Raw genomic sequence first — 23,084 nt, forward strand, 5'->3', positions numbered from 1 at the left:
GATGACACGCAAGTATTTCGGGACGGATGGCGTACGGGGCAGGGTTGGCGAGGCGCCGATTACGCCCGATTTTGTGATGCGGCTCGGCTATGCCGCAGGCAAGGTGCTGGCGCTGGGGCAGAAGACGTCGCAAGGCCGGCCGACCGTGCTGATCGGCAAGGACACGCGGATCTCGGGCTACATGCTCGAAGCCGCCCTGGAAGCCGGTTTCACTGCCGCAGGCGTCAACGTGCGCCTGACCGGCCCGCTGCCGACCCCTGCCATCGCCTACCTGACGCGCGCGCTGCGCCTGGCGGCCGGTGTGGTGATTTCGGCCAGCCACAATCCCTACTACGACAACGGCATCAAGTTCTTCTCGGCCTCGGGCGACAAGTTGCCCGATGAAGTCGAGGCAAAGATCGAAGCGCTGATGGAAGAGCCGATGATGTGCGTGCGCTCGGAAGACCTGGGTCGCGCCAAGCGCATCGACGATGCTGCCGGCCGCTACATCGAGTTCTGCAAGAGCACGTTCCCGTATGAGCAGGACCTGCACGGCCTGCGCGTGGTGGTGGACTGCGCGCACGGCGCGGCGTACCACATTGCCCCTCACGTGTTCCACGAACTCGGCGCCGAGGTCATTCCGATCGGCAATCAGCCCGATGGTCGCAATATCAACGCCGGTTATGGTGCAACGGCCCCCGAAAAGCTCGTGGAAGCCGTGCGCAGCCATCGGGCGGATGTCGGCCTGGCCTTTGACGGCGATGCTGACCGCCTGCAGGTGGTGGATGCACAGGGCCGTCTCTACAACGGTGACGAACTGCTGTACCTGATCGTGCGCGATCGCCAGGCGTCCGGCCAGAAGGTGGAAGGCGCAGTTGGCACGCTGATGACCAATATGGCCGTGGAACTCGCGCTCAAGCGCCTGGGCGTGGATTTCGTGCGGGCCAAGGTTGGTGACCGCTACGTGCTGGAAGAACTGAACAAGCGCGGCTGGCAGCTCGGCGGTGAGGGTTCGGGTCACCTTTTGTGCCTGGATCGCCACACCACGGGCGACGGCATCGTGTCGGCGCTGCAGGTGCTGGCCGCGCTGCGCCGCAGCGGCAAGACGCTGGCCGAATTGCTGGATGGGGTCAACCTGTTCCCGCAAACGCTGATCAACGTGCGCGTGGAGAAGGGCTTTGACTGGCAGAGCCATCCTGGCCTGAAGGCTGCCCGCGAGCAGGTGGAGCCAGAACTGGAAGGCCGTGGCCGCGTACTGATCCGCGCATCGGGTACCGAGCCGGTGGTGCGCGTGATGGTCGAAGCCGAACAGGTGGAAACCGCCGAGCGCGCCGCGCAGACGCTCGCCAACGCGTTGCGCGCTGCCTGACGGTTGCCCTTGGGTCCGGAAGGACCGCAACGCGCATCCAGACGCCACGGGCCCGGTCCGTGGCGTTTTTTTCTCAAAATTTAGCAATTAACCGACGATTCGCCGGCAAGCCTTCGCATGTCGAGGTGATGCAAGCGCGCCTGGCAGGGGAGTGGCGATTAAAGCACGATGAGAAGACGGTTTCGTGACGGGTGGGGAATATCGGCCATTTGACGGGGTCTTTGAAGAAGATTTCGAGATGTCATGGAACTGTCATACAAGCGGCATACAGTTCGCCTTGTCAAAAATTTGTCATTCCCAACCAATGTTCTCTGGAGGACATATGAAGCTGGTCAAGACTGCCGTTGCAGGCATCGTGTCGATTGTGGTGGCGGGTACTGCGTTCGCGGCGGAAATTACCGGTGCAGGCGCTTCATTCCCGGCGCCCGTGTATTCCAAGTGGGCCGACGCCTACCAAAAAGCAACGGGTAACAAGGTCAACTATCAATCCATCGGTTCGTCGGGCGGCATCAAGCAGATCAACGCCAAGACGGTCGATTTCGGCGCTTCGGACGCCCCCCTGAAGGACGACGAACTGGCCAAGGGCAACCTGATCCAGTTCCCGACCGTGATCGGTGGCGTGGTGCCCGTGATCAACCTGCAAGGCGTGAAGCCGGGCGAGTTGACCATCACCGGCGACGTGCTGGCCAACATCTACCTGGGCAAGATCAAGAAGTGGGACGATCCCGCGATCAAGGCCCTGAACCCGAAGGCCAAGCTGCCGAGCCAGGACATCCTGCCGGTGCGCCGCGCCGATGGCTCGGGCACGACGTTCATCTTCACGAACTACCTGTCGAAGGTCAGCAATGACTGGAAGAGCACGGTAGGCGAGGGCACGACCGTGAACTGGCCGGGTGGCGGCACGGGCGGCAAGGGCAACGAAGGCGTGGCCGCTTTCGTGCAGCGTCTGAATGGCGCCATCGGCTACGTCGAGTACGCCTATGCCAAGCAGAACAAGATGACGTACCTGACGATGAAGAACTCGTCGGGCGAAGTGGTGCAGCCGAGCGACGACGCGTTCAAGGCCGCTGCCGCCGGTGCCGACTGGAACAAGTCGTTCTACCAGATCCTGACGAACCAGCCGGGCAAGGCCGCATGGCCGATCGCTGGCGCCACGTTCATCCTGCTGCACAAGACGCAGGAAAAGCCGGCCCAGGGCCAGGAAGTCATGAAGTTCTTTGACTGGGCCTACAAGAGCGGCGGTGCAATGGCTTCGGACCTGGACTACGTGCCGCTGCCGGACGCCGTTGCCAACCAGATCCGCGCGACCTGGAAGCAGAGCATCAAGGACGGTTCGGGCAAGGCCCTGTACTAAGCCGCTGTACTAAGCTTTTGCTGTACTGAAGTACGGCCCGGCACGCAAGCCCGGTCCGCCTGAGCGCGGGGCGGGCACTGCGTGGCGGGGCTGCGGTGGCCGTGGCGCCACCGCAGCACTTGTTCCACCTACCGATTTCCATCATGGCGACTACGTCCGATCTTCCTGCCGTCCGGCCTCCCAGCCGCCTTGGCGACATCCTGTTCGGCGGCCTGACCCGCGGCGCCGCCATTGTCACCCTGCTGCTGCTCGGCGGCATCATCGTGTCGCTCGCCATCAGCGCGTGGCCCTCGATCAAGCAGTACGGCCTGTCGTTCCTGTGGACCGCCGAATGGGATCCGCCCGCCGATGTGTACGGCGCGCTCGTGCCGATCTACGGCACGCTGGTCACCTCGCTGATCGCCCTGATCATCGCCGTGCCGGTCAGCTTCGGCATCGCACTGTTTCTTACCGAGCTGTCGCCCGTATGGCTGCGCCGTCCGCTTGGTACCGCCATCGAGTTGCTCGCCGCCGTGCCGTCCATCGTCTACGGCATGTGGGGTCTGCTCGTGTTCGCGCCGATCTTCGGCGAATATTTCCAGAAGCCGCTCGCCAATACGGTGGGGCAGGTGCCGGTGATCGGCAAGCTGTTCCAGGGCGCGCCGCTGGGCATCGGCCTGCTGTGCGCGGGCGTGATCCTGGCGATCATGATCATCCCGTACATCGCCTCGGTGATGCGCGACGTGTTCGAAGTGACGCCGGTGCTGCTGAAGGAATCGGCGTACGGCATCGGCTGCACCACGTGGGAAGTGATGTGGCGCGTGGTGCTGCCCTACACGCGTGCCGGTGTGATCGGCGGCGTCATGCTTGGCCTGGGCCGCGCGCTGGGCGAGACCATGGCCGTCACGTTCGTGATCGGCAACACCAACCTGCTCGACAACGTGTCGCTGTTCTCGCCGGGCAACAGCATCACCTCGGCCCTGGCGAACGAATTCGCCGAAGCCGGTGCCGGCCTGCATACCGCCGCGCTGATGGAACTGGGCCTGATCCTGTTCTTCATCACGTTCGTGGTGCTGGCCCTGTCCAAGATCCTGCTGTTGCGCCTTGCAAAGAATGAGGGTGGCAAATGAACCAAGCCAGTCAAGCCGTGTCCACTTCGTCCATTCCCGCCGTCCGGCCCGATTCCGAAGCCGTCCGCACGCGGCTCCAGAGTTCGCGCCGACGCATCAATGCCTTTGCACTGGCGGCCTCGCTGGGTGCCATGGCCTTCGGCCTGTTCTGGCTTGCGTGGATTCTCTGGACCACCATCTCGCTGGGCGTCGGCGGCCTGTCGCTCGACCTGTTCACGCAGATGACGCCGGCCCCGAACACCGCCGGCGGTGGCCTTGCCAACGCCATTTTCGGCAGCTTCGTGCTGGTGGGCGTGGCAACGCTGGTCGGTACGCCGCTGGGCATCCTGGCTGGCATCTACCTGGCCGAGTACGGTCAGAAGTCGCCGCTGGCAAGCCTTATCCGCTTCATCAACGACATCCTGCTGTCGGCGCCGTCGATCGTGATCGGCCTGTTTGTCTACGCGCTGGTGGTGACCCGCATGGGCCACTTCTCGGGCTGGGCCGGCGTGTGCGCCCTGGCGCTGCTGCAGATTCCGATCGTGGTACGCACCACCGAGAACATGCTGAACCTGGTGCCGAACGCACTGCGTGAGGCCGCGGTGGCCCTGGGCACGCCGAAGTGGAAGATGGTGATGTCGATCACGGTCAAGTCGTCGTATGCGGGCATCGTGACCGGCGTGCTGCTGGCCGTGGCCCGTATCGCCGGCGAAACCGCGCCGCTGCTGTTCACCGCGCTGTCCAACCAGTTCTGGAGCGCCGACCTGAACAAGCCGATGGCCAACCTGCCCGTGACGATTTTCCGCTTTGCCATGAGCCCGTTCACGGAATGGCAGCAACTGGCCTGGGCGGGCGTGTTCCTGATTACCATCGGGGTGCTTGCGTTGAATATCGTCGCACGCGTCCTGTTCAAGAAATAAGCGGCGCCACGCATCACGCCTGACCTGACTACCGAATTCAAGCGAGACATCAGCATGACCTCTACCGTCATCGATATTCCCGATACCGTGCGCGCCAAGATCGACGTGCGGAACCTGAACTTCTACTACAACCAGTTCCACGCGCTGAAGAACATCAACATGTCGATCCCGGACCGCAAGGTCACGGCGTTTATCGGCCCGTCGGGCTGCGGCAAGTCGACGCTGCTACGCACGTTCAACAAGATGTTTGCGCTGTACCCCGAGCAACGCGCCGAGGGCGAAATCAACATGGACGGCGAGAACCTGCTGACGAGCAAGCAGGATATCTCGCTGCTGCGCGCCAAGGTGGGCATGGTGTTCCAGAAGCCGACCCCGTTCCCGATGTCGATTTATGACAATATCGCGTTTGGGGTCCGCCTGTTCGAAAAGCTGTCGCGCTCGGAAATGGACGACCGCGTGGAGTGGGCGCTGTCGAAGGCCGCGCTGTGGAACGAGGCCAAGGACAAGCTGCACCAGTCGGGCTACGGCCTGTCGGGCGGCCAGCAGCAGCGCCTGTGCATTGCACGCGGCATCGCCATCCGCCCCGAAGTGCTGCTGCTGGACGAGCCGTGCTCGGCGCTGGACCCGATTTCCACGGGCCGCATCGAGGAACTGATCGCCGAGCTGAAGGACGAGTACACGGTGGTGATCGTGACCCACAACATGCAGCAGGCCGCGCGCTGCTCGGACTACACCGCCTACATGTACCTGGGCGAACTGATCGAGTTCGGCGAGACCGAGAAGATCTTCATCAAGCCGCACCGCAAGGAAACCGAAGACTACATTACCGGCCGCTTCGGTTGATCCGCAACGGCTTTGCAGGACATATCCAGCATTCGGAAAGCGGCCAGGAGAACATCATGACTGACAAGCACCTGTCGACCCAGTTCGACGCCGACCTCAACGCGATCAATACCAAGCTGCTGCAGATGGGTGGCCTGGTGGAGTCGCAGATCGAGATGGCCATGCGCGCGCTGGCCGACTTCGATGGTGACCTGGCCGACCAGGTCATGGTCCGCGAGCAGCAGCTGAACGCGCTCGAAGTCGAGATCGATGCCGACTGCGGCAACATCATCGCGCGCCGCCAGCCCACCGCCCGCGACCTGCGCCTGGTGATGGCGATCTCGAAGACGATCACCAACCTCGAGCGCGCCGGCGACGAGGCCGAGAAGATCGCCAAGCGGACCAAGCACATCATGGAGGATGCGGCCGCGCACAACATCAACTACGCCGAAGTGAAACTGTCCGGCGAGATGGCCATCAACCTGCTGCGCCAGGCCCTGGACGCGTTCGCGCGCCTGGACACCGTGGCGGCTGCCCGCATCGTCAAGGACGACAAGGCCATCGACGAGGAATTCCGTGCCTTCGTGCGCAAGCTGATTACCTACATGATGGAAGACCCGCGCACGATCTCGGTGGCGCTGGACTTCCTGTTCATTGCCAAGGCCGTCGAGCGTATCGGCGACCACGCAAAGAACATTGCCGAATTCATCATCTACATCGTGAAGGGCACGGACGTACGCCATGCCTCACGCGAAGACATGGAGCGCGAAGCGTTGAGCTGAAAACGCGCCAGCACTGATAAGCGGAGAACTATTACATGCCGAGCAGTATTCTCGTTGTCGAAGACGAACCGGCGATCGCCGAACTGATCGCCGTCAATCTCCAGCACGCGGGGCACTATCCGATTCGTGCGTACAACGCCGAGCAGGCGCTGTCGCTGATGAGCGATGTCCTGCCGGACCTCGTGTTGCTGGACTGGATGCTCCCGGGCAAGTCGGGCGCGACCTTCGCCAAGGAGCTGCGGACCAACGACCGCACCAAGCAGATCCCGATCATCATGCTCACTGCCCGCAGCGAAGAGCAGGACAAGGTGATGGGCCTGGAAGCCGGTGCGGACGATTACGTGACCAAGCCCTTCTCGCCGAAGGAGTTGCTGGCCCGCATCAAGGCCGTGTTGCGCCGCCGTGCGCCGCAGCTGACCGACGACGTGGTGGCCATCAACGGACTGCGGCTCGACCCGGCCACGCATCGCGTGACCGGCCAGGACGACAGTGGTCCGATCAAGCTGGACCTGGGCCCGACGGAGTTCCGTCTGTTGCACTTCCTGATGACGCATCCGGAACGTGTGCATAGCCGGTCGCAATTGCTGGACCAGGTCTGGGGCGACCACGTATTCGTGGAAGAGCGCACGGTTGACGTGCACATCAAGCGTCTGCGTGCCGCACTGACCCCTGGCGGATACAGCAACATGATCGAGACGGTTCGGGGCAGCGGCTATCGCCTGGCGCGGTCGCCCAGCCACTGACCGGACCCGGCCGGCGGCGGAGCAGCGGGGTCCGCGCCGGCCGATGTCGGATAATGCCGGCTAAATGCAACGCTGCGGTCGATGTTGTGGCAGACTCTGTCGCAGTGCGAACGCAGTCTGAACCTTTTCTACTCCTCGCATGAATGTCATCTGGGCCCGTTCTGCGGCCATCCTAGCCGGTCTCGTGCTGATTGCCGCGGGCCTGTATGCCGTAGCCGGCGCCGTGCCCGGCCTGCTTTTCCTTTCCGTTTCACTGTTCCTGCTGCTGGGGTACTACCTGTTCCAGATCAACCGTCTGTGGCGGGTGCTCGACGCGCCGGCCTACGGTGAGATTCCGAGCGCACTTGGGCTCTGGGGCGAGGTGTATTACCGCCTGCACCGGCTGGTCAAGCGCTGGCGCACCCAGGTGCTGCAGGTGGAGCAGCAGCACACCCGGTTCATCCAGGCCATCCAGGCATCGCCCTACGGGGTGCTGATGCTTGACGATGCCGACCAGATCGAATGGTGTAACGGCGTGGCCGAGCAGCACTTCGGCCTGAACGCCCGGCGCGACGTGCGCCAGCGCATCACGCACCTGATCCGCCGGCCCGAGTTCGTCCACTACCTGACGCGCGAGCGCTACGACGAACCGCTGGTAATGCGCGACATGGGGGAGCACAAGCGCGGCATCACATCCGTGCAGATCCTGCCCTATGGCGAAAACCGCAAGCTCGTGCTGACGCAGGACATTACCAAGGTCGAGAGCACCGAGGCGATGCGGCGCGACTTTGTGGCCAATGTCTCGCACGAACTGAAGACGCCGCTGACGGTGTTGACCGGGTTTCTGGAGACGGTGCGCGATCTGCCGGTCTCCGAGGAAGACCGCAAGCGCTACATCGAACTGATGCTGGTGCAGTCGATGCGGATGCAACATATCGTCGAAGACCTGCTGGCGCTGGCGAAGCTGGAATCCGACGCGCAGCCGCCTTCGCACGACCGTGTCAACGTGGCTGCCCTGGCCGCGCACCTGGTGCACGATGCCGAGGCGTTGTCGCAAGGGCGGCACGACATCGAGACCGATATCGATACGGCGGTGGTACTGCGCGGCGCGGAGGGCGAACTGCTGTCCGCGCTGGGCAACCTGGTGTCGAACGCGGTGCGCTACACGCCCGATGGCGGACGCATTGCCATCCGCATGACCTTCACCGATGGACATTCCGTGTTCTCGGTCAGCGACACGGGCCTGGGTATCGCGCCCGAGCATATCCCGCGCCTGACGGAGCGCTTCTACCGCGTGGATCGCAGCCGTTCGCGCGATACGGGCGGCACCGGCCTGGGCCTGGCTATTGTCAAGCACGTGTTGTCGCGCCACCATGCCGACCTGCGCGTGACCAGTGAGGTAGGCCGCGGCAGTACGTTCCGCATCGTATTTCCCGTGGATCGCAGCGGCTATGAGCCGGACGCCGCGCAGCCGCTGCCGCAACTGGGCGACGCCTCGCGGCACGCGGCATAAGGGCCGGTGGGGCCGGCGGGCCAGCGGGCCACCGCAGTCGTCGGCCCTATGCACACCTTCCGCATCATGTGAAAAAGGCCGCTCCCGGCAGGGTGGCGGCCTTTTGCCATTGCGGAGCCGGTCGGGCTCAGGTGCCGAACTTCACCAGCAGTTCGTGCTGGCTGACGCGCTGCAGCTTGGCCCGCGAAGGCCTGCGGACGTATTCGCCGTCGGGCTCCATGATCCAGGCAGAGGCGTTGTCGCGCAAATGCACCTGCAGCCCTTCCTTGATCACGCGCGCCTTGAGCGTGCGATCCAGGATGGGGAAGGCCACTTCGACGCGGCGGAACAGGTTGCGGTCCATCCAGTCGGCGCTGGACAGGTACAGCACGTCTTCGCCCGCCGCGTGGAAGTAGTAGACGCGGTGGTGCTCCAGGAAGCGGCCAACGATCGAGCGCACCGAAATGTTCTCCGACAGGCCCGGCACACCGGCGCGCAGGGCGCACACCCCGCGCACGATCAGGTCGATCTTCACGCCCGCGCGCGACGCCTTGTAAAGCTCGTCGATGATGGTTGGCTCCAGCAGCGCGTTCATCTTGGCGATGATGCGCGCCCGCTTGCCGGCACGCGCGTTGCGGGCCTCGGCGCGGATATGCTCCACCAGGTTGCTGTGCATCGTGAACGGCGACTGCCACAGGTGGTTCAGCCGGATCGTGCCGGCCGTGCCCGTCAGCAGCTGGAATACGTGGTGGACGTCCTCGCAGACCTGCTCATTGGTGGTAAGCAGGCCGAAGTCGGTGTACAGCCGGGCGGTGCGCGGATGATAGTTGCCGGTACCCAGGTGGACATAACGCCGCAGCACGGCATTCTTGGCCTTCGGGCTCGCGGGCTCGCGCCGCACGATCAGCAGCATCTTGGCGTGGCATTTGTGGCCCACCACGCCATACACCACATGGGCGCCGGCCGATTCCAGCCGTTCCGCCCAGTTGATATTGGTTTCCTCGTCGAAGCGCGCCAGCAGTTCCACCACCACGGTCACTTCCTTGCCGTTGCGGGCCGCCGTCATCAGCGCCTCCATCACGGCCGACTCGTTGCCGGTGCGATAGACGGTCTGCTTGATCGCCACCACGTTCGGGTCGTTGGCAGCCGCCTGCATCAGATCCAGCACCGACGAGAAGCTCTCGTACGGATGATGCAGCAGCACATCGCGCTGGCGGATCACGTCGAACATGCTCGTGCCGGGCGGGAAGGCCTTGACCACGGCCGGCACATGCGGCGGGTACTTGAGGGCGGGGCGGTCAACCAGGTCGGGAATCTGCATCAGCCGCACCAGGTTCACCGGGCCGCCCACGCGATACAGATCCTGTTCGGTCAGGCCCGATTCCAGCAGCAGGCGCCGCGCCAGGGCCGGGGGTGTGTCGGAAGACACTTCCAGGCGGACCATGTCGCCAAAGTGGCGCGTAGGCAGCTCGCCTTGCAACGCTTCGCGCAGGTCGGTGATTTCGTCCTCGGATACGAACAGGTCGGAATTGCGCGTGACCCGGAACTGGTAGCAGCCCTGTACGTCGATGGCCGGGAACAGTTCGTGGACAAACGCCTGCATGAACGACGACAGCATCACAAAGCCGTACGGATAGCCCGACAGCTTCTCCGGCATGCGCACCACGCGCGGCAATGCGCGCGGGGCCTGGACGATGGCCAGGTCGGCGTCGCGGCCAAAGGCGTCCTTGCCGGACAGCTCGATCACGAAGTTCAGGCTCTTGTTGAGCACGCGCGGGAATGGATGTGCGGGGTCCAGCGCGATCGGCGTCAGGACCGGCCCCAGTTCGCGCACGAAGAAGTCGCGTGCCCAGTCCCGCTGGGCGTCCGTCCAGGTGCCGGTCAGGTGAAAAAACACCCCTTCTTTTTCCAGCGCAGGGAAAATGACGTTCTGCAGCATGTCATACTGCGAGGCCACGAGCCGCTGCGTGCGCTCCGTGACAAGCTGGTAGGTCTGCTGGAACGAGAGGCCATCGGGCGTCAGGCCCGATGCGTTGTCCCGCATCTGCTCCTTCAGGCCGGCCATCCGGATCTCAAAGAACTCGTCCAGATTGCTGGACACGATACAGATGAACTTCAGCCGTTCCAGTAAGGGGACATTGGGGTCGGCGGCCTGCGCAAGCACGCGCGCGTTGAATTCCAGAATGCCCAGCTCGCGGTTCCAGAGCGAGCCAGGCGGCGTCGTCGACATGTCTATGACCTTATTTTGGCGATGAGGCGACTTTTTCATAGATCCGTGTCATTTTGATGACACTTTGATTTTGTCATGATGCAGACATGACAGGGACATAATCTTTCGGGTTTTGGCCCGCCCAGGGCCGATCCCCGCGTAATACTGACGCAATGACACAGAATCCCCGCTTGCTGGCCGCCGTCGACATGGGCTCCAACAGCTTCCGCCTGATGATCGGGCGGGTGGATGAAACGCCTACCGCCTCGGGCCCCGCCAGCCAGATCTTCCAGGTCGACGCGCTGCGCGAGCCCGTCAGGCTGGCCGCCGGCCTGACGCCGGACAAGTATCTGGACCAGCCGGCACGCCGCCGAGGCGTCGACGCGCTGCGCCGTTTTGGCGACCGCCTGCGCGACTTCGCACCCGAGCAGGTGCGCGCGGTAGCCACCAACACGCTGCGCGTGGCCAAGAATGCTTCCGACTTCCTGATCGAAGCCGAGGCCGCACTGGGGTTCCCCATCGAAGTGATCGCCGGCCGGGAAGAAGCGCGCCTGATCTACCTGGGCGCTTCGCATGACGCGCCGGCCTGCCAGGGCAACCGGCTGGTCGTCGATATTGGCGGCGGCTCGACCGAATTCATCATTGGCAGCGGCTATCAGTCCAAGCTGATGGAAAGCCTTTACATTGGCTGCGTATCGCACAGCCGTCAGTTCTTTCCGAGCGGCAACGTCGACGAATACGCGTTCAAGCAGGCCGAGCTGGCCGCGCGCCGCGAAATCCAGGTGCTGGTGCGTCAGTACAAGGCGGCCGGCTGGCAGCAGGCCGTAGGATCGTCCGGCACGGCGCGCGCGCTGGCCGAACTGATCGAGCTGAACGGCATGAACGACAGCACATCCGAGCACGGCATCACGCGCGAAGGGCTGGAGCGGCTGAAGCGGGCGCTGATCAAGGCAGAAAACACCAACCGCGTGAAGCTGACGGGCCTGAAGGCCGACCGGATTCCGGTGCTGCCAGGCGGCCTGTCGATCATGCTTGGCGTGTTTGACGAACTCGATATCGACCGCATGGACGTCACGGACGGCGCGCTGCGCCTGGGCGTGCTGTACGACCTGCTGGGCCGCAGCCACCACGAGGACATGCGGACGGTGACCGTCGACCAGTTCATGCGCCGCTACGCGGTGGACCGTGCGCAGGCGACACGCGTGGGACAGGCAGCCCGCGATCTGCTGGCGCAGTTTCCCGAGCCGCGCAACGAGCGCCGCGAGGACAACCTGGCGCTGCTGGGCTGGGCGGCCAGCCTGCACGAGATCGGCATGACCATTTCGCACAGCGGCTATCACAAGCATTCTGCCTATATCGCCACGCATGCGGACATGCCCGGGTTTTCCAAGACCGACCAGGCCCGCCTGGCGACGCTGCTGCTGGGCCATGCGGGCAAGTTGGGCAAGCTCTCCGGCAGTGGGAAATTTGTGGACTGGCGCATGCTGTTCAGCCTGCGCCTGGCGTTTGTGCTATGCCGTCGGCGTGGCGACATGAAGCTGCCGCACATCCACGTCAGGCAGCGGTCGGACGAGCTGGACGAAGGCTTCGAGGTACGCCTGCCGAAATCGTGGATCGACGCCAATCCGCTGGTGGAATACAGCCTGGCGCAGGAAGCTGACGAATGGGAGCGTGTGGGCAAGCGCTACAAGGTCGTCTACGTCTGAAACGGCCTGCGACCAGCGACCAGCGACCAGCGACCAGCGACCAGCGACCAGCGACCGGCAACCACACAACGAAAAACGGCGACTCCAATTGAGTCGCCGTTTTTTCTTTCTGTACCGGATCGATCAGCCGTTTCGTCCGGTGGGAGGGGGCTGCTGATCAGCCGTCAGGCCGATTGAATGCCCAGGAAGTGCCGGGCATAGCGCGGGTTCATGTCGCGCACGCGCAGCAGTGTCAGGAAATCGGCAACGTTGAAGTCGGGATCCCAGGCCGGCAGGCCGCAGATCTTGGCGCCCAGACGCAGATAGCCCTTGATCAGTGCGGGCGGCTCCACGTCGAGCGCCTGGTTCAGGTCATCCACGGGCAGCGGCACACGCGGGAAGGCGTGATATTCGATCGGTGCCAGCGACTTCTCGGCGAACTGACGATAGAGGCTGGCCGCGTAGTGGCCGCCATCGCTCATCGGCACGCTGGCGCAGCCCAGCATCGATTCAAGGTTGTAGCGCTGCAGGTATTCGCCCAGGCCGCCCCACAGGGCCATGATCACGCTGCCCGAGCGATAGTCGCGGTGTACGCACGAACGGCCCAGTTCGAGCATCTTCGGGCGCAGGTGCGCCAGGCGGACCAGATCGAATTCGGATTCGGCGTAGAGGCAGCCGATGCGCTTGGCCTGGTGCGGTGGCAGCACGCGGTAGGTGCCCACGACCCTGAGCGTTTCCTGGTCGCGCACGATCAGGTGGTCACAGTAGGCGTCGAACATGTCGACGTCGGTCTCGTTGGTCGACGATTGCAGGCGTGCGCCCATTTCCTCGGCGAACACCTTGTAGCGCAGGCGCTGGGCCTCGGCTACTTCGTCCTGATGACGTGCCCACGCCACGCTGAAAGCAGGCGCCGGAGCTTGAGCTTGGGTTTGGAGTTGTGCTGGCTGACGAGGAAGACGCCTCCGCGCCGACTGGCCGGTCAGGCCAGTGGGCAAGGAGTCGAAGAGCGGCTGGGTAGGCGTCGGTAAGTCTCGCATCAGTGTGTCCTTTCGGTGACGAAACGGCTTCGAAACAATGTAGATAGGCCGGGTGACAGCGCCATGAACCGATGATGACGCTTCCGTGACTGACACATCGCTGTCGCCGGGCACAAGCCTTAACCATAGAACAGGCTGCGGCTAGCGCACATCGCCGATCGTCCAAAAGAACACGCTGATGTCGAATTTGTGGCAGCAGAATCTCATTTCCGCCGCCGTTGTCCTAAAAATGGCTCAAAGGAGGTCGGGCTGGATGACCGCGCGCAGCACGACCTGGGCTTCGTTCTCGCGCGTGCGGCCGGCCAGCCACCAGATGCCGCATTTCTTCACGCTCCACGGCAGTTCCTGACCGGCCAGCAGCAGACTGGCCAGTTGCCCGATCCACGGCTGGTGGCCGACCACTACGGTGTGGTCGTTGCCCTGCGGCCAGTCGATGGCGGCCAGCACGGCGCCCACGTCGGCGCCGGGCGCCAGGTCGTCCAGGATCTCGGCGTTACCGGACAGCGCCGCCGCGGTTTCGCGCGTACGCAAGGCGGGGCTGCAGACCACGCGGTAGTCAGCGGGCAGGCGGGTGCGCAGCCAGTTGGCGGATGTCTCGGCCTGCTTGCGGCCACGGCGGGTCAGCGGCCGCTGGAGATCCGCGCTGCGCGAGATGCTCAGTGCATCCGGCAGGTCTTCGGCTTCGGCATGACGCCATAGGATCAGGTTCATGTTCGGCAGGGGCTTCGTCGAGCCTTGAGTATGGTGACGCACGGCACGTGCCGCAAGTGCGCGACCGGGCCGCCAAAAACAAAACGGGCTATCCAGTGGGCAAGGCCCACGGATAGCCCGTCAGTGTCGGTAGCAGCGATGTCAGCCGCGTGACAGCGGCGCACCGGCTGCGCGCCGCGAACTCAGGACTTGTGGCGGAAGTTGATGCGGCCCTTGGTCAGGTCGTAAGGCGACATTTCCAGGGTGACGCGATCGCCGGCCAGGATGCGGATGCGGTGCTTTTGCATCTTGCCCGAAGCGTATGCCCAGATTTCCACGCCGTTTTCCAGCGTCACGCGATAACGGTTGTCGGGCAGGGCTTCCGACACCACGCCGCCAAATTCAATGAGTTCTTCCTTAGCCAATCTGTTTTCCTTTGTGGCAGCCACGAAAGCTGCGTTAAGTTGGTGAGTATCCTGTGGGCGCCCGGTCGCGCGCATCCACGTCTTGCCGCCATGGCGGCAGCCGCGCGATACGTCGTCGGGAAGCAAGCTGACGGGCTGGCAAACCTTGGAAGCCAGGCGGGTCAGAGAATCGAGAAGGGGCGCGGATGACCCTGACGATTGCCTTGCCACTTGCGGTTGCGCGGGCGTCTGGCGCATCCGTGTACATCACGGGGACAGCGGGCAAGGTGTTTCCGGGGCCGGCAACGCATCCGCACCGTCATATCTGAACAATATGAGGGCGGGCCGGCGGTTTTCCAGTGCGCCAGGCGGCGCTTTCCCGGGTAACAGGGCATGCTCAGATACCCCGAACTGACGCGCGATTGTAGCACGATCACACCGCCTACGCAGGCGCAGCATGGGTGCCAGCACTGTTGCGCAAACGCCATGTGCAGGCGCCTCAAGCCATGCTGCGCTGCCGCACGGGCCCGTCCATGCGATGAACATGTCCATCCCGCGCGAACCATCCACCGCACGGATGAAGCCGGCGACGTGGTTTCCGTAACCTTTGTCCTGCAGAATGCCGCCGGCCCGAAAAACAGGGCGTATTCGAACCAAAGAAAAAGGGCTCACGTCTTTCAACGTAAGCCCTTGATCGGTCTGCCTTTTACCACTGCAAATACTGGTCGGAGCGATAGGATTCGAACCTACGACCCTCTGATCCCAAATCAGATGCGCTACCAGGCTGCGCTACGCTCCGAAGCCGGCGATTCTATCGCGACACATGCGGCCAGGTCAAATGCGGCGTGCGGAGGATTGCAACGCGGGCAAGTGGCGGGCGCGTACCCCGCTTCAGGCGGGATCTTATTTGGCTTGACTTGGTACGGCGCACTGACATAATCCGCACACCGTATCGGTCCGACCCGGCGCTTCACGCCTGGCAATGCTGTGCCCACCCGGACCTGGTCCCGACTATCACAACAATGGCACGCCAGCCCCGCTTGCGACGCGGGCGCCCAGAGCCGTGCCTGAGCATGCTTCGCCCGCGATGCCGCGCATCGACGTGACGCGAAGCTGCCGGACCTGCGGAAACAATACAGGACGGCTGTTCGCAGGCCGCAAACAGAAGGCAATCCGGTGCCATGCGGAGCACCGGCGATGCCTTTGTGAACGGGAATGAAGATGTTTCAGTCGCAGGTGGTAGTGCTGATCGCGGCCTTGTTCGTGCTGCAGATGGCGATCGTCTGTGCCGTGTTGCGGCGCTCCGCCGGAATGGAGCGCAGTGGGCTCACCTCGTGGGCCATCGGCGATCTGGTGGTGACCCTGGCGGCAGTCTTGCTGGCCATTCATGGATATCGTCCGGAGTGGCCGCTGGCCGCCTTGCCCGAACTGGCACTGACCGCGGGGCTGTCGATGATGGTCCATGGCACGCGGCATTTTGTTGGCAAGCCGGGGCGGGCCATTGTGCTGGCCGTGCTGAACCTGCCCGGAATGGCGATGCTGTTGGTGTTGGCATTGCATGCCGCCGGCGTGTTGCCGGGTTCGGCACCTGGCGCCGTGTCGCCCGGATCGGCGGTGCTGGTCTCGCCCTCTGCCGTGGCCGGGCTGATGCTTGGCTCATCGCTGATCCAGATGCTGCTGTTGCTGGAGATGATCCGCGTGGTCGTGCCACGTTTGCCTGCCAAGCGGGGCACCGGGCGCCTGGCCATTCTGTCGCTGACGCTCGTGGCGCTGGCCTGCACGGTGTTTGCGGGCGCGCAGGCCTGGGCCCCGCTGTCGACGCTGGTCGATGGGCATCCGCTGGTGACACCCGACGAGCGCGACAACATTACACTGTGCTTTGTATTCGGCGTGGTCGGCCTGTCGGTCAGCTTCGCGTTGATGGCTCACGACCGCCTGCGGCGGATCATCGAGCGCCGCGCGCGCCATGACGACCTGACCGACGTGCTGTCGCGCGGCGCGTTCTGGGAAGAACTGGAGCTTGCATGCAAGCGTGCCGAGCGCCAGCACACCGCTTTTACCGTGGCCTTCATCGACCTCGATCACTTCAAGGCCATCAACGACCTGTACGGACATCTGGCGGGGGACAGCGTCCTGCGCCATTTTGCGGGCCTGCTGCGCAAGGCCGCGCCGGCGCGGGCCTTGCTGGGCCGGCTGGGCGGCGAAGAATTCGCGATCGTCATGCCTGACACCCCGCTGGAAACCGGCCGTGCCATCAGTGTCCGCCTGAGTGCGCTGGTGCGTTCCACGCCTTGCCCGTCCGAGCCCGATGCCATTGCCTATACGGTCAGCATAGGCATGGCCGAGCGGCAGGCCGGCGAGAATGCCGACGCAGTCATGCGGCGCGCCGACCGCGCGCTCTACGATGCCAAGCAGATGGGCCGCAACTGCGTGTCATCGCACGATACGGCAGAGGGCACCGGCATGCCGCGCCGCCCGCGCGTGCGCGAGCGCGAGCCGTCCTGAGGCGGTCAGCCACGCCCCTGTTTCGCCGGACCCCGGTTCTGATCGACTTCAGTTTCGTCGGAATCTGATTCAAGGCCCGGCTTGCCGATGCTATAGATGTGCGGGTCACTGCAATGCGCCTTGCGCCAACATCCATGGACATTATCAAGCCGGAACACGCTGCCCAGCAGGCCAGGCAGATTCACCAGAACATACCGGGCGCGACATCGATCTCGATCCTGCGCCGGGTGCATGATTCCCGCTACGCCACGCGGTACTTCGTCGGCAACGGCCTGGACATCGGCGGCGGCATCGATTCCATCGCCCTGTTCGGGGACATGTTCCCCGCGATGAAGCATGTCTTCGTCTTCGACATGCAGCATGGCGATGCCCAGTACCTGGAGCGGGTGGAAGATGAATCGTTCGACTTTGTCTACTCGTCGCACTGCCTGGAACACATGGTGGACCCGGCCGTGGCGATGCGGCACTGGATACGGGTGGTAAAGCCCGGTGGGTATCTCGTGATCCAGGTGCCGGACGAAGACCTGTACGAGCAGGGCCACTGGCCCTCGCGCTTCAACAACGACCACAAGCACACGTTCACGATGTTCAAGGCGCAGTCCTGGTCGCCGGTGTCGATCAATGTCATCGACTTTGTCCGATCCGTATGCGACCAGGTGTCGCCAATTTCGATCTTCCGCGTCGACATCGGCGTGCGGCAAAGCCTGCTGAACCGCGACTTTGACCAGACCCGCACACCTACCGCAGAGTGTGCCATCGAGTTCATCCTGCAGAAGCATCCCGGGTAGCTCTCCGACCCAGCGTGTCGCGCGTAGTGCTTCACAACGACGGCCTCATCAGGCCGTCGCGGGCGCGTTCCAATGGCGCAACCAGTGCGGTAGAATGCACGCCTTGCCGCAATGGCAAGGTCTTCAAATGGGCCATCCGCCCTTAGCTCAGTTGGATAGAGCACTCGCCTTCTAAGCGAGCGGTCAGAGGTTCGAATCCTCTAGGGCGGGCCACGATATTCCTATTCCGGGGTTGAATACGAAGCGGCCGAAGGCTGCGATCCTGCCGAGGTCTTCGGCGCGGAGTGCCCCGCGATGGTCGTGCTTCAGTTGATGTCACGGCGGTCGGCCGTGGTGGGGCCCTTCCGCAAGCCGATGGTGGTCCACATATTCTCCTGGCTTGCCACCGGGCTGATGTGGGTATCGCTGCTCGTGATGGCGGTACTGGCGTTCTGAATCCGACTGAACGGGTCAAGCCAGAATGCCCCGCGCACTCTGATAGTGCCGCATTCTTATCTTTTTGCTCGATTGCGCCTGAACTGTGACAGATTTCGATGACCGACCGCCGATCTGGCGTAGGTGATTCCTACAATCTCATCAGAAACAGCGTCGCCGGCGTGCGAAGAATCGACAGGGGAGAAGAATGCCGCTTATCGCGAATGGGCCGATTCCGCTTTCCACCGAGAGTCATCCAAGCGACATGTTCAGCTGCGATCTCGACCGCACGCTGATTGACCGGTATCGCCGTATTCTTAATAGCGCCGTGGAGACGGCCATCATCACGCTCGATGCGGATGGCATTGTCACCGGCTGGAGCGAAGGGGCGAGCGCCATCCTGGGCTGGACCGAGCCGGAGATGCTGGGCCAGTCGCTAAGCCGGGTGTTTCCTGATGACCAGGGCGGCGGGTGGCTGCTTCGCGAGGAAATTGCCGACGCGCTTGCGCATGGCATCGGCGGCACGGAAGGGTGGCGGCTCAGAAAGAGCGGCGACCGGTTCTGGGCCATCGGGGAGATGAAGCCGCTGCTCGAAGGCCGCCCAGAGGCCGGACTTGTCAAGATCCTGCGCGACCGGACCGAACATCGCGACGTGGAAGCGGCGCTGCGGGAGCAGACCCGCGCACTGGAGATCCTGAACCGGGCGGGCACGGCGCTGGCCCGGGAGACCGATCTGAACGTAGTGCTGCAGACCGTGACCGATGTCGGGGTGGCATTGACGGGCGCGCAGTTTGGCGCATTCTTCTACAACATGGTCGATGCGTTCGGCGAGAGCTACATGCTTTACACCGTTTCGGGCGTGCCGCGCGAGCGGTTCTCGAAATTTCCGATGCCGCGCAACACCGCCGTGTTTGCGCCGACGTTTGCTGGCGAGGGCATCGTACGGTCGGCCGACATCACGCGCGACCCGCGCTACGGTCACAACGCGCCGCATGCGGGCATGCCGGAAGGGCACCTTCCGGTGCGAAGCTACCTTGCCGTTCCGGTTATTTCGCGGGGTGGCGGCGTGCTGGGCGGCCTGTTCTTCGGACATGCCACACCGGGCGTGTTCACCGAAAGTTCCGAGATGAGCCTGAGCGGGCTGGCGGGCGAGGCGGCAGTGGCGATCGACAACGTCAGGCTGTACGAGGAGACCAAACGCGAGATCGCCGAGCGGCGTCGCGCCGAAGCGGCGTTGCGTGAGCTGAATGCCGACCTGGAGGACCAGGTCAGGCGGCGTACGGCGGATCTGGTGCAGAACGCCGAAGCCTTGCGCCAGGCGCAGAAGATGGAGGCCGTCGGGCAGCTCACGGGCGGCATCGCCCACGATTTCAACAATCTGCTACAGGTCATCGTGGGCAACCTGGAGCTGCTGTCCAGGACGCTGCCCGACGAAATGCCGCGCCAGCGCCGTGCGGCGTCGATGGCCATGTCCGGCGCCCGGCGGGCCGCCGCGCTGACCCAGAAGCTGCTGGCCTTTGCCCGCCGTCAGCCGCTCGATCCGAAGCCGCTCGACTTCAATCTGGTCGTGCAAGGCATGCAGGACCTGTTGCGCCGTGCCCTGGGGGAAACCGTGCACTTGCAGACGGTATTCGGCAGCAACCTCTGGCGCGCCGAGGTGGACCCGAACGAACTGGAAGCCGCGCTGCTGAACCTGGCGGTCAATGCGCGCGACGCGATGCCCGGAGGGGGAAATCTGGTCATCGAGACGTCCAATGAGACGCTCGACCCGGCCTACGCCGAGCGGTACACCGATCTGGCTGCCGGCCAGTATGTCGGCATCAGCGTCAGCGATACCGGCACCGGGATGGACCCGATCACGCTGTCCCGGGCGTTCGAACCGTTCTTCACGACCAAGAGCGAGGGCAAGGGCACAGGGCTTGGGCTCAGTCAGGTGTATGGCTTCGTCAAGCAGTCGAAGGGGCACGTCAAGCTTTACTCGGAACCGGGGCAGGGCACCACGGTGCGAATCTATCTGCCGCGTCTCGGTGAAGGCGCATTGGCGCCCGAGCCGGTAACGGGGTACCCGGGTGCGCCGATTCAGCGCGGCGAGTCGGTACTGGTGGTCGAGGACGATGCCGATGTGCGCGAATACACGGTCACCGTGCTTCGCGAGCAGGGCTACGAAGTGTTCGAAGCGGGGAACGGCCCGGCGGCGCTGGCGTTTCTCGAACGGCACCGGGTCGACCTGGTCTTTACCGACGTCGTGCTGCCCGGTGGCATGACCGGTGTCGATGTCGTGGCCCGTGCCGTTGAACTATGGCCGGGCATCCGCTCGCTGTTCACCACCGGATATGGGAAAAACGCCATCGTGCATCAGGGCCGCCTGGATCGCGGCGTGCAACTGATTACCAAGCCGTTTTCGTTTGACGACCTCGCGGCAAAGGTCCGCGAGGTACTGGATCGCGATGACCGGTAGCCGGCTCAGCGCGCCGGGAGAGCCTCTGCGTGCTGGCTGCGCGCAGACGCGCTCCTTATCTCGACAGGAGTGAAAGACATGTTGACGCAACAAACCAAGGAGATTGTGAAGGCCACCGCGCCAGTCCTGGCGCAGCACGGTCTCGATATCATCAAGTGCTTTTACGGGCGTATGTTCGTGGCCCATCCAGAGCTGAAGAACGTCTTCAACATGGCACACCAGGAACAGGGGCAGCAGCAACAGGCGCTGGCGCGTGCCGTCTACGCCTATGCGGAGAATATCGACGATCCCAGTAGCCTGATGGCCGTGCTTGGCAATATCGCCAACAAGCACGCCAGCCTGGGCGTCAGGCCCGAGCAATATCCGATCGTTGGCGAGCATTTGCTGGGCGCCATCAAGGAAGTACTAGGCAATGCGGCCACGGACGAGATTATTTCGGCCTGGGCCCAGGCCTACGGCAACCTGGCCGACGTGCTGATGGGCATGGAGAGCGGGCTCTACGAGGAATCCGCGGCACAGCCGGGCGGCTGGACGGGATGGCGCAGCTTCGTGGTACGTGACAAGCGGCCCGAGAGCAGCGTGATTACATCGTTCGTGCTGGAGCCGGTGGACGGCGGCCCGGTACTGAATTTCGAACCGGGCCAGTACATCAGCGTGGCGGTGGACGTGCCCGCACTGGGGCTGCAACAGATCCGCCAGTACAGCCTGTCCGACATGCCCAACGCGCGAAGCTACCGTATCTCGGTGAAGCGGGAACGCGAAGCGGGCAAGCCGGCCGGCTACGTGTCGAACCTGCTCCACGATCATGTGGCCGTGGGCGACCAGATCAAGGTCGCGGCGCCATATGGCACGTTCCATATCGATGTGCACGCAAAAACGCCAATTGTGCTGATCAGCGGCGGCGTGGGGCTGACACCCATGATCAGCATGCTCAAGCGTGCCATCCAGGACCCGGACCGGCAGGTGGTGTTTGTGCATGGCGCCCGCAACGGCGCGGTGCATGCGATGCGCGACCGCCTGCGCGAGACGGCCCGCACGCAGCCGAACTTCAAGCTGATCGTCTTCTACGACAGCCCCTTGCCCGACGATGTGGCGGGCCGTGACTACGACCATGCCGGGTTTGTCGAAGTCGGCAAGATCCAGCCGGCCATTGTGCTGCCGGATGCCGACTACTACATCTGCGGGCCGATTCCGTTCATGCGCGTGCAGCACGATGCGCTGAAGCAACTGGGCGTGCGCGAGGCACATATCCACTACGAGGTGTTCGGCCCCGACCTGTTTGCCGAATAGCCGCGCGCACGTGACTGGCACGCCGGTAATGGCCGCCGGCAGCCCCGCGGCGGTGAGTCGTCGTATAGCCATTTATATAGCCGCTGGTACGGCCCTTGCACGCTGCCGGATAGCTTTGTTCCGACAAGGGAGGTGGCCGTGAACTCGTCAAGCAACGATGTAGACTATGCCGAGCTGGGGCTGCAGGACATTCCTGACACGCGCCCGCTTGCCATTGTCACCGGGGCGTCGACCGGCATCGGTTTCCATCTGGCCCACTACTGCGCCACCAGTGGCATGGACCTGATCGTGGTGGCCGACGAACCCCAGATTGCCGATGCCGCCGCCACCCTGAGGGAAAGCGGCGTCACCGTGGAATCGCTGGTTGCGGACCTGTCCACGCGCGCCGGCGTGGACGAATTACTAGCAAGCGTGCGTGGGCGGCGCATCGATGTGCTGTGTGCCAACGCGGGTCGAGGCCTGGGCCACGCCTTTGTCGACCAGGATTTTTCCGATATTGCGCGCGTGCTCGAAACGAACGTGGTGGGTACTTTGTACCTGCTGCATGGCGTTGCACGGCATATGCGCGAAAACCGCGCCGGTCGCATCCTGATCACCGGCTCCATCGCGGGTCTGATGCCGGGCACCTACCAGGCGGTCTACAACGGCACGAAAGCGTTCCTGGATTCCTTTGCGTTCGCGCTGCGCCACGAACTGGCCGATTGTCATGTCAGCGTGACATGCCTGATGCCGGGCGCCACCGAGACCGAGTTCTTCCGTCGCGCCGACATGCTCGACACCCGCATTGGCGAGTCGAAGAAGGACGATCCGGCGGATGTGGCCCAGCAGGGCTTCGAGGCCATGATGCGCGGCGAGGCCGAGGTTGTCACCGGGTGGCAGAACAAGCTCCGGGCAGCCATTGCGTCGATCACGCCGTCGGACCTGCTTGCCGAGCAGCACCGCAAGATGGCAGAGCCGCTCGACAAGGACCGCAAGGCCGAAGACACGGTGCGCTAGGTGTGAAGCTTCAATACGTTGTATCCGTGGTTCATCCGATCTGAGTCTGGAAAACTGGAAGTCGCCAAACACCCAGACTT

General features: G+C 63.8%; 19 protein-coding genes and 2 tRNA genes. 16 read left to right on the plus strand and 5 right to left on the minus strand.

The window, feature by feature from the left end; translation table 11 throughout:
* Position 1 precedes the first annotated feature (1 nt).
* The 8 genes from glmM to phoR all read left to right on the plus strand — a co-directional run bounded on the left by glmM (position 2) and on the right by phoR (position 8,549).
* Positions 2-1,348 carry a phosphoglucosamine mutase gene (gene glmM / locus A9J21_RS12265; RefSeq protein WP_066735918.1) on the plus strand — a complete coding sequence of 449 codons (1,347 nt, stop codon included), beginning with the start codon at positions 2-4 and terminating at the stop codon, positions 1,346-1,348.
* A 322-nt stretch (positions 1,349-1,670) separates the two neighbouring features.
* Positions 1,671-2,702 (plus strand): phosphate ABC transporter substrate-binding protein PstS, encoded by a 1,032-nt coding sequence (pstS, locus tag A9J21_RS12270; RefSeq protein ID WP_066735919.1) that lies wholly within the window; start codon positions 1,671-1,673, stop codon positions 2,700-2,702.
* A 143-nt stretch (positions 2,703-2,845) separates the two neighbouring features.
* On the plus strand, positions 2,846-3,811 hold the full coding sequence (pstC, locus tag A9J21_RS12275; RefSeq protein WP_066735920.1) for a phosphate ABC transporter permease PstC: 966 nt from the start codon (positions 2,846-2,848) through the stop codon (positions 3,809-3,811).
* Complete coding sequence (pstA, locus tag A9J21_RS12280) at positions 3,808-4,710, plus strand: phosphate ABC transporter permease PstA (protein WP_066735922.1); 903 nt, start codon at positions 3,808-3,810, stop codon at positions 4,708-4,710. The genes pstC and pstA overlap by 4 nt, the downstream gene beginning before the upstream one ends.
* 54 nt (positions 4,711-4,764) lie before the next feature.
* On the plus strand, positions 4,765-5,553 hold the full coding sequence (gene pstB / locus A9J21_RS12285) for a phosphate ABC transporter ATP-binding protein PstB (RefSeq protein ID WP_061959259.1): 789 nt from the start codon (positions 4,765-4,767) through the stop codon (positions 5,551-5,553).
* Positions 5,554-5,609: 56 nt separating this feature from the next.
* Entirely contained in the window at positions 5,610-6,314 is a 705-nt protein-coding gene (gene phoU / locus A9J21_RS12290; RefSeq protein WP_066735943.1) for a phosphate signaling complex protein PhoU, read from the plus strand.
* A 35-nt stretch (positions 6,315-6,349) separates the two neighbouring features.
* Positions 6,350-7,057, plus strand: coding sequence for a phosphate regulon transcriptional regulator PhoB (gene phoB / locus A9J21_RS12295; RefSeq protein WP_066735924.1), 708 nt, complete (start codon positions 6,350-6,352; stop codon positions 7,055-7,057).
* A gap of 139 nt (positions 7,058-7,196) precedes the next feature.
* On the plus strand, positions 7,197-8,549 hold the full coding sequence (gene phoR / locus A9J21_RS12300; RefSeq protein WP_066735926.1) for a phosphate regulon sensor histidine kinase PhoR: 1,353 nt from the start codon (positions 7,197-7,199) through the stop codon (positions 8,547-8,549).
* Between the two features lie 127 nt (positions 8,550-8,676).
* Here phoR and ppk1 read toward each other — a convergent pair whose 3' ends face one another.
* Positions 8,677-10,797, minus strand: a complete 2,121-nt coding sequence (gene ppk1, locus A9J21_RS12305) for a polyphosphate kinase 1 (RefSeq protein WP_082926368.1) — start codon at positions 10,795-10,797, stop codon at positions 8,677-8,679.
* A 113-nt stretch (positions 10,798-10,910) separates the two neighbouring features.
* Here ppk1 and ppx point away from each other — a divergent pair, with 113 nt between their 5' ends.
* The gene (gene ppx / locus A9J21_RS12310; RefSeq protein WP_066735930.1) at positions 10,911-12,443 is read left to right on the plus strand and encodes an exopolyphosphatase; all 1,533 of its coding nucleotides are present in this window, start codon (positions 10,911-10,913) and stop codon (positions 12,441-12,443) included.
* A gap of 164 nt (positions 12,444-12,607) precedes the next feature.
* Here the strand turns inward: ppx and A9J21_RS12315 are convergent, their stop codons facing one another.
* The 4 genes from A9J21_RS12315 to A9J21_RS12330 form a co-directional block, all read right to left on the minus strand.
* A complete protein-coding gene (locus A9J21_RS12315) occupies positions 12,608-13,459 on the minus strand; it encodes a GNAT family N-acetyltransferase (RefSeq protein ID WP_082926369.1) in 852 nt (283 codons plus the stop codon).
* 234 nt (positions 13,460-13,693) lie between these two features.
* A complete protein-coding gene (locus A9J21_RS12320) occupies positions 13,694-14,170 on the minus strand; it encodes a histidine phosphatase family protein (protein ID WP_066735932.1) in 477 nt (158 codons plus the stop codon).
* 182 nt (positions 14,171-14,352) lie between these two features.
* Positions 14,353-14,574, minus strand: coding sequence for a translation initiation factor IF-1 (gene infA / locus A9J21_RS12325; protein WP_008641674.1), 222 nt, complete (start codon positions 14,572-14,574; stop codon positions 14,353-14,355).
* Between the two features lie 701 nt (positions 14,575-15,275).
* Positions 15,276-15,352: transfer RNA gene (locus tag A9J21_RS12330), tRNA-Pro, on the minus strand.
* A 422-nt stretch (positions 15,353-15,774) separates the two neighbouring features.
* On the opposite strand from A9J21_RS12330, the gene A9J21_RS12335 reads away from it, so the two are divergent.
* The 7 genes from A9J21_RS12335 to A9J21_RS12360 all read left to right on the plus strand — a co-directional run bounded on the left by A9J21_RS12335 (position 15,775) and on the right by A9J21_RS12360 (position 23,004).
* Positions 15,775-17,058 (plus strand): GGDEF domain-containing protein, encoded by a 1,284-nt coding sequence (locus A9J21_RS12335; RefSeq protein WP_066735947.1) that lies wholly within the window; start codon positions 15,775-15,777, stop codon positions 17,056-17,058.
* Positions 17,059-17,192: 134 nt separating this feature from the next.
* A complete protein-coding gene (locus A9J21_RS12340; protein WP_082926370.1) occupies positions 17,193-17,846 on the plus strand; it encodes a class I SAM-dependent methyltransferase in 654 nt (217 codons plus the stop codon).
* Positions 17,847-17,982: 136 nt separating this feature from the next.
* Positions 17,983-18,059, plus strand: a tRNA-Arg gene (locus A9J21_RS12345).
* An 81-nt stretch (positions 18,060-18,140) separates the two neighbouring features.
* Positions 18,141-18,281: a hypothetical protein gene (locus A9J21_RS31515; RefSeq protein WP_156545825.1), complete on the plus strand. Its 141-nt coding sequence runs from the start codon at positions 18,141-18,143 to the stop codon at positions 18,279-18,281.
* Between the two features lie 187 nt (positions 18,282-18,468).
* Positions 18,469-20,718 carry an ATP-binding protein gene (locus A9J21_RS12350; protein ID WP_231906898.1) on the plus strand — a complete coding sequence of 750 codons (2,250 nt, stop codon included), beginning with the start codon at positions 18,469-18,471 and terminating at the stop codon, positions 20,716-20,718.
* Between the two features lie 78 nt (positions 20,719-20,796).
* Positions 20,797-22,008: an NO-inducible flavohemoprotein gene (hmpA, locus tag A9J21_RS12355; protein WP_066735935.1), complete on the plus strand. Its 1,212-nt coding sequence runs from the start codon at positions 20,797-20,799 to the stop codon at positions 22,006-22,008.
* A gap of 138 nt (positions 22,009-22,146) precedes the next feature.
* On the plus strand, positions 22,147-23,004 hold the full coding sequence (locus A9J21_RS12360) for an SDR family NAD(P)-dependent oxidoreductase (RefSeq protein ID WP_404851370.1): 858 nt from the start codon (positions 22,147-22,149) through the stop codon (positions 23,002-23,004).
* Positions 23,005-23,084 lie beyond the last annotated feature (80 nt).

The organism is Cupriavidus sp. D384 (genome assembly GCF_001652915.1).
Taxonomy (GTDB): Bacteria; Pseudomonadota; Gammaproteobacteria; order Burkholderiales; family Burkholderiaceae; genus Cupriavidus.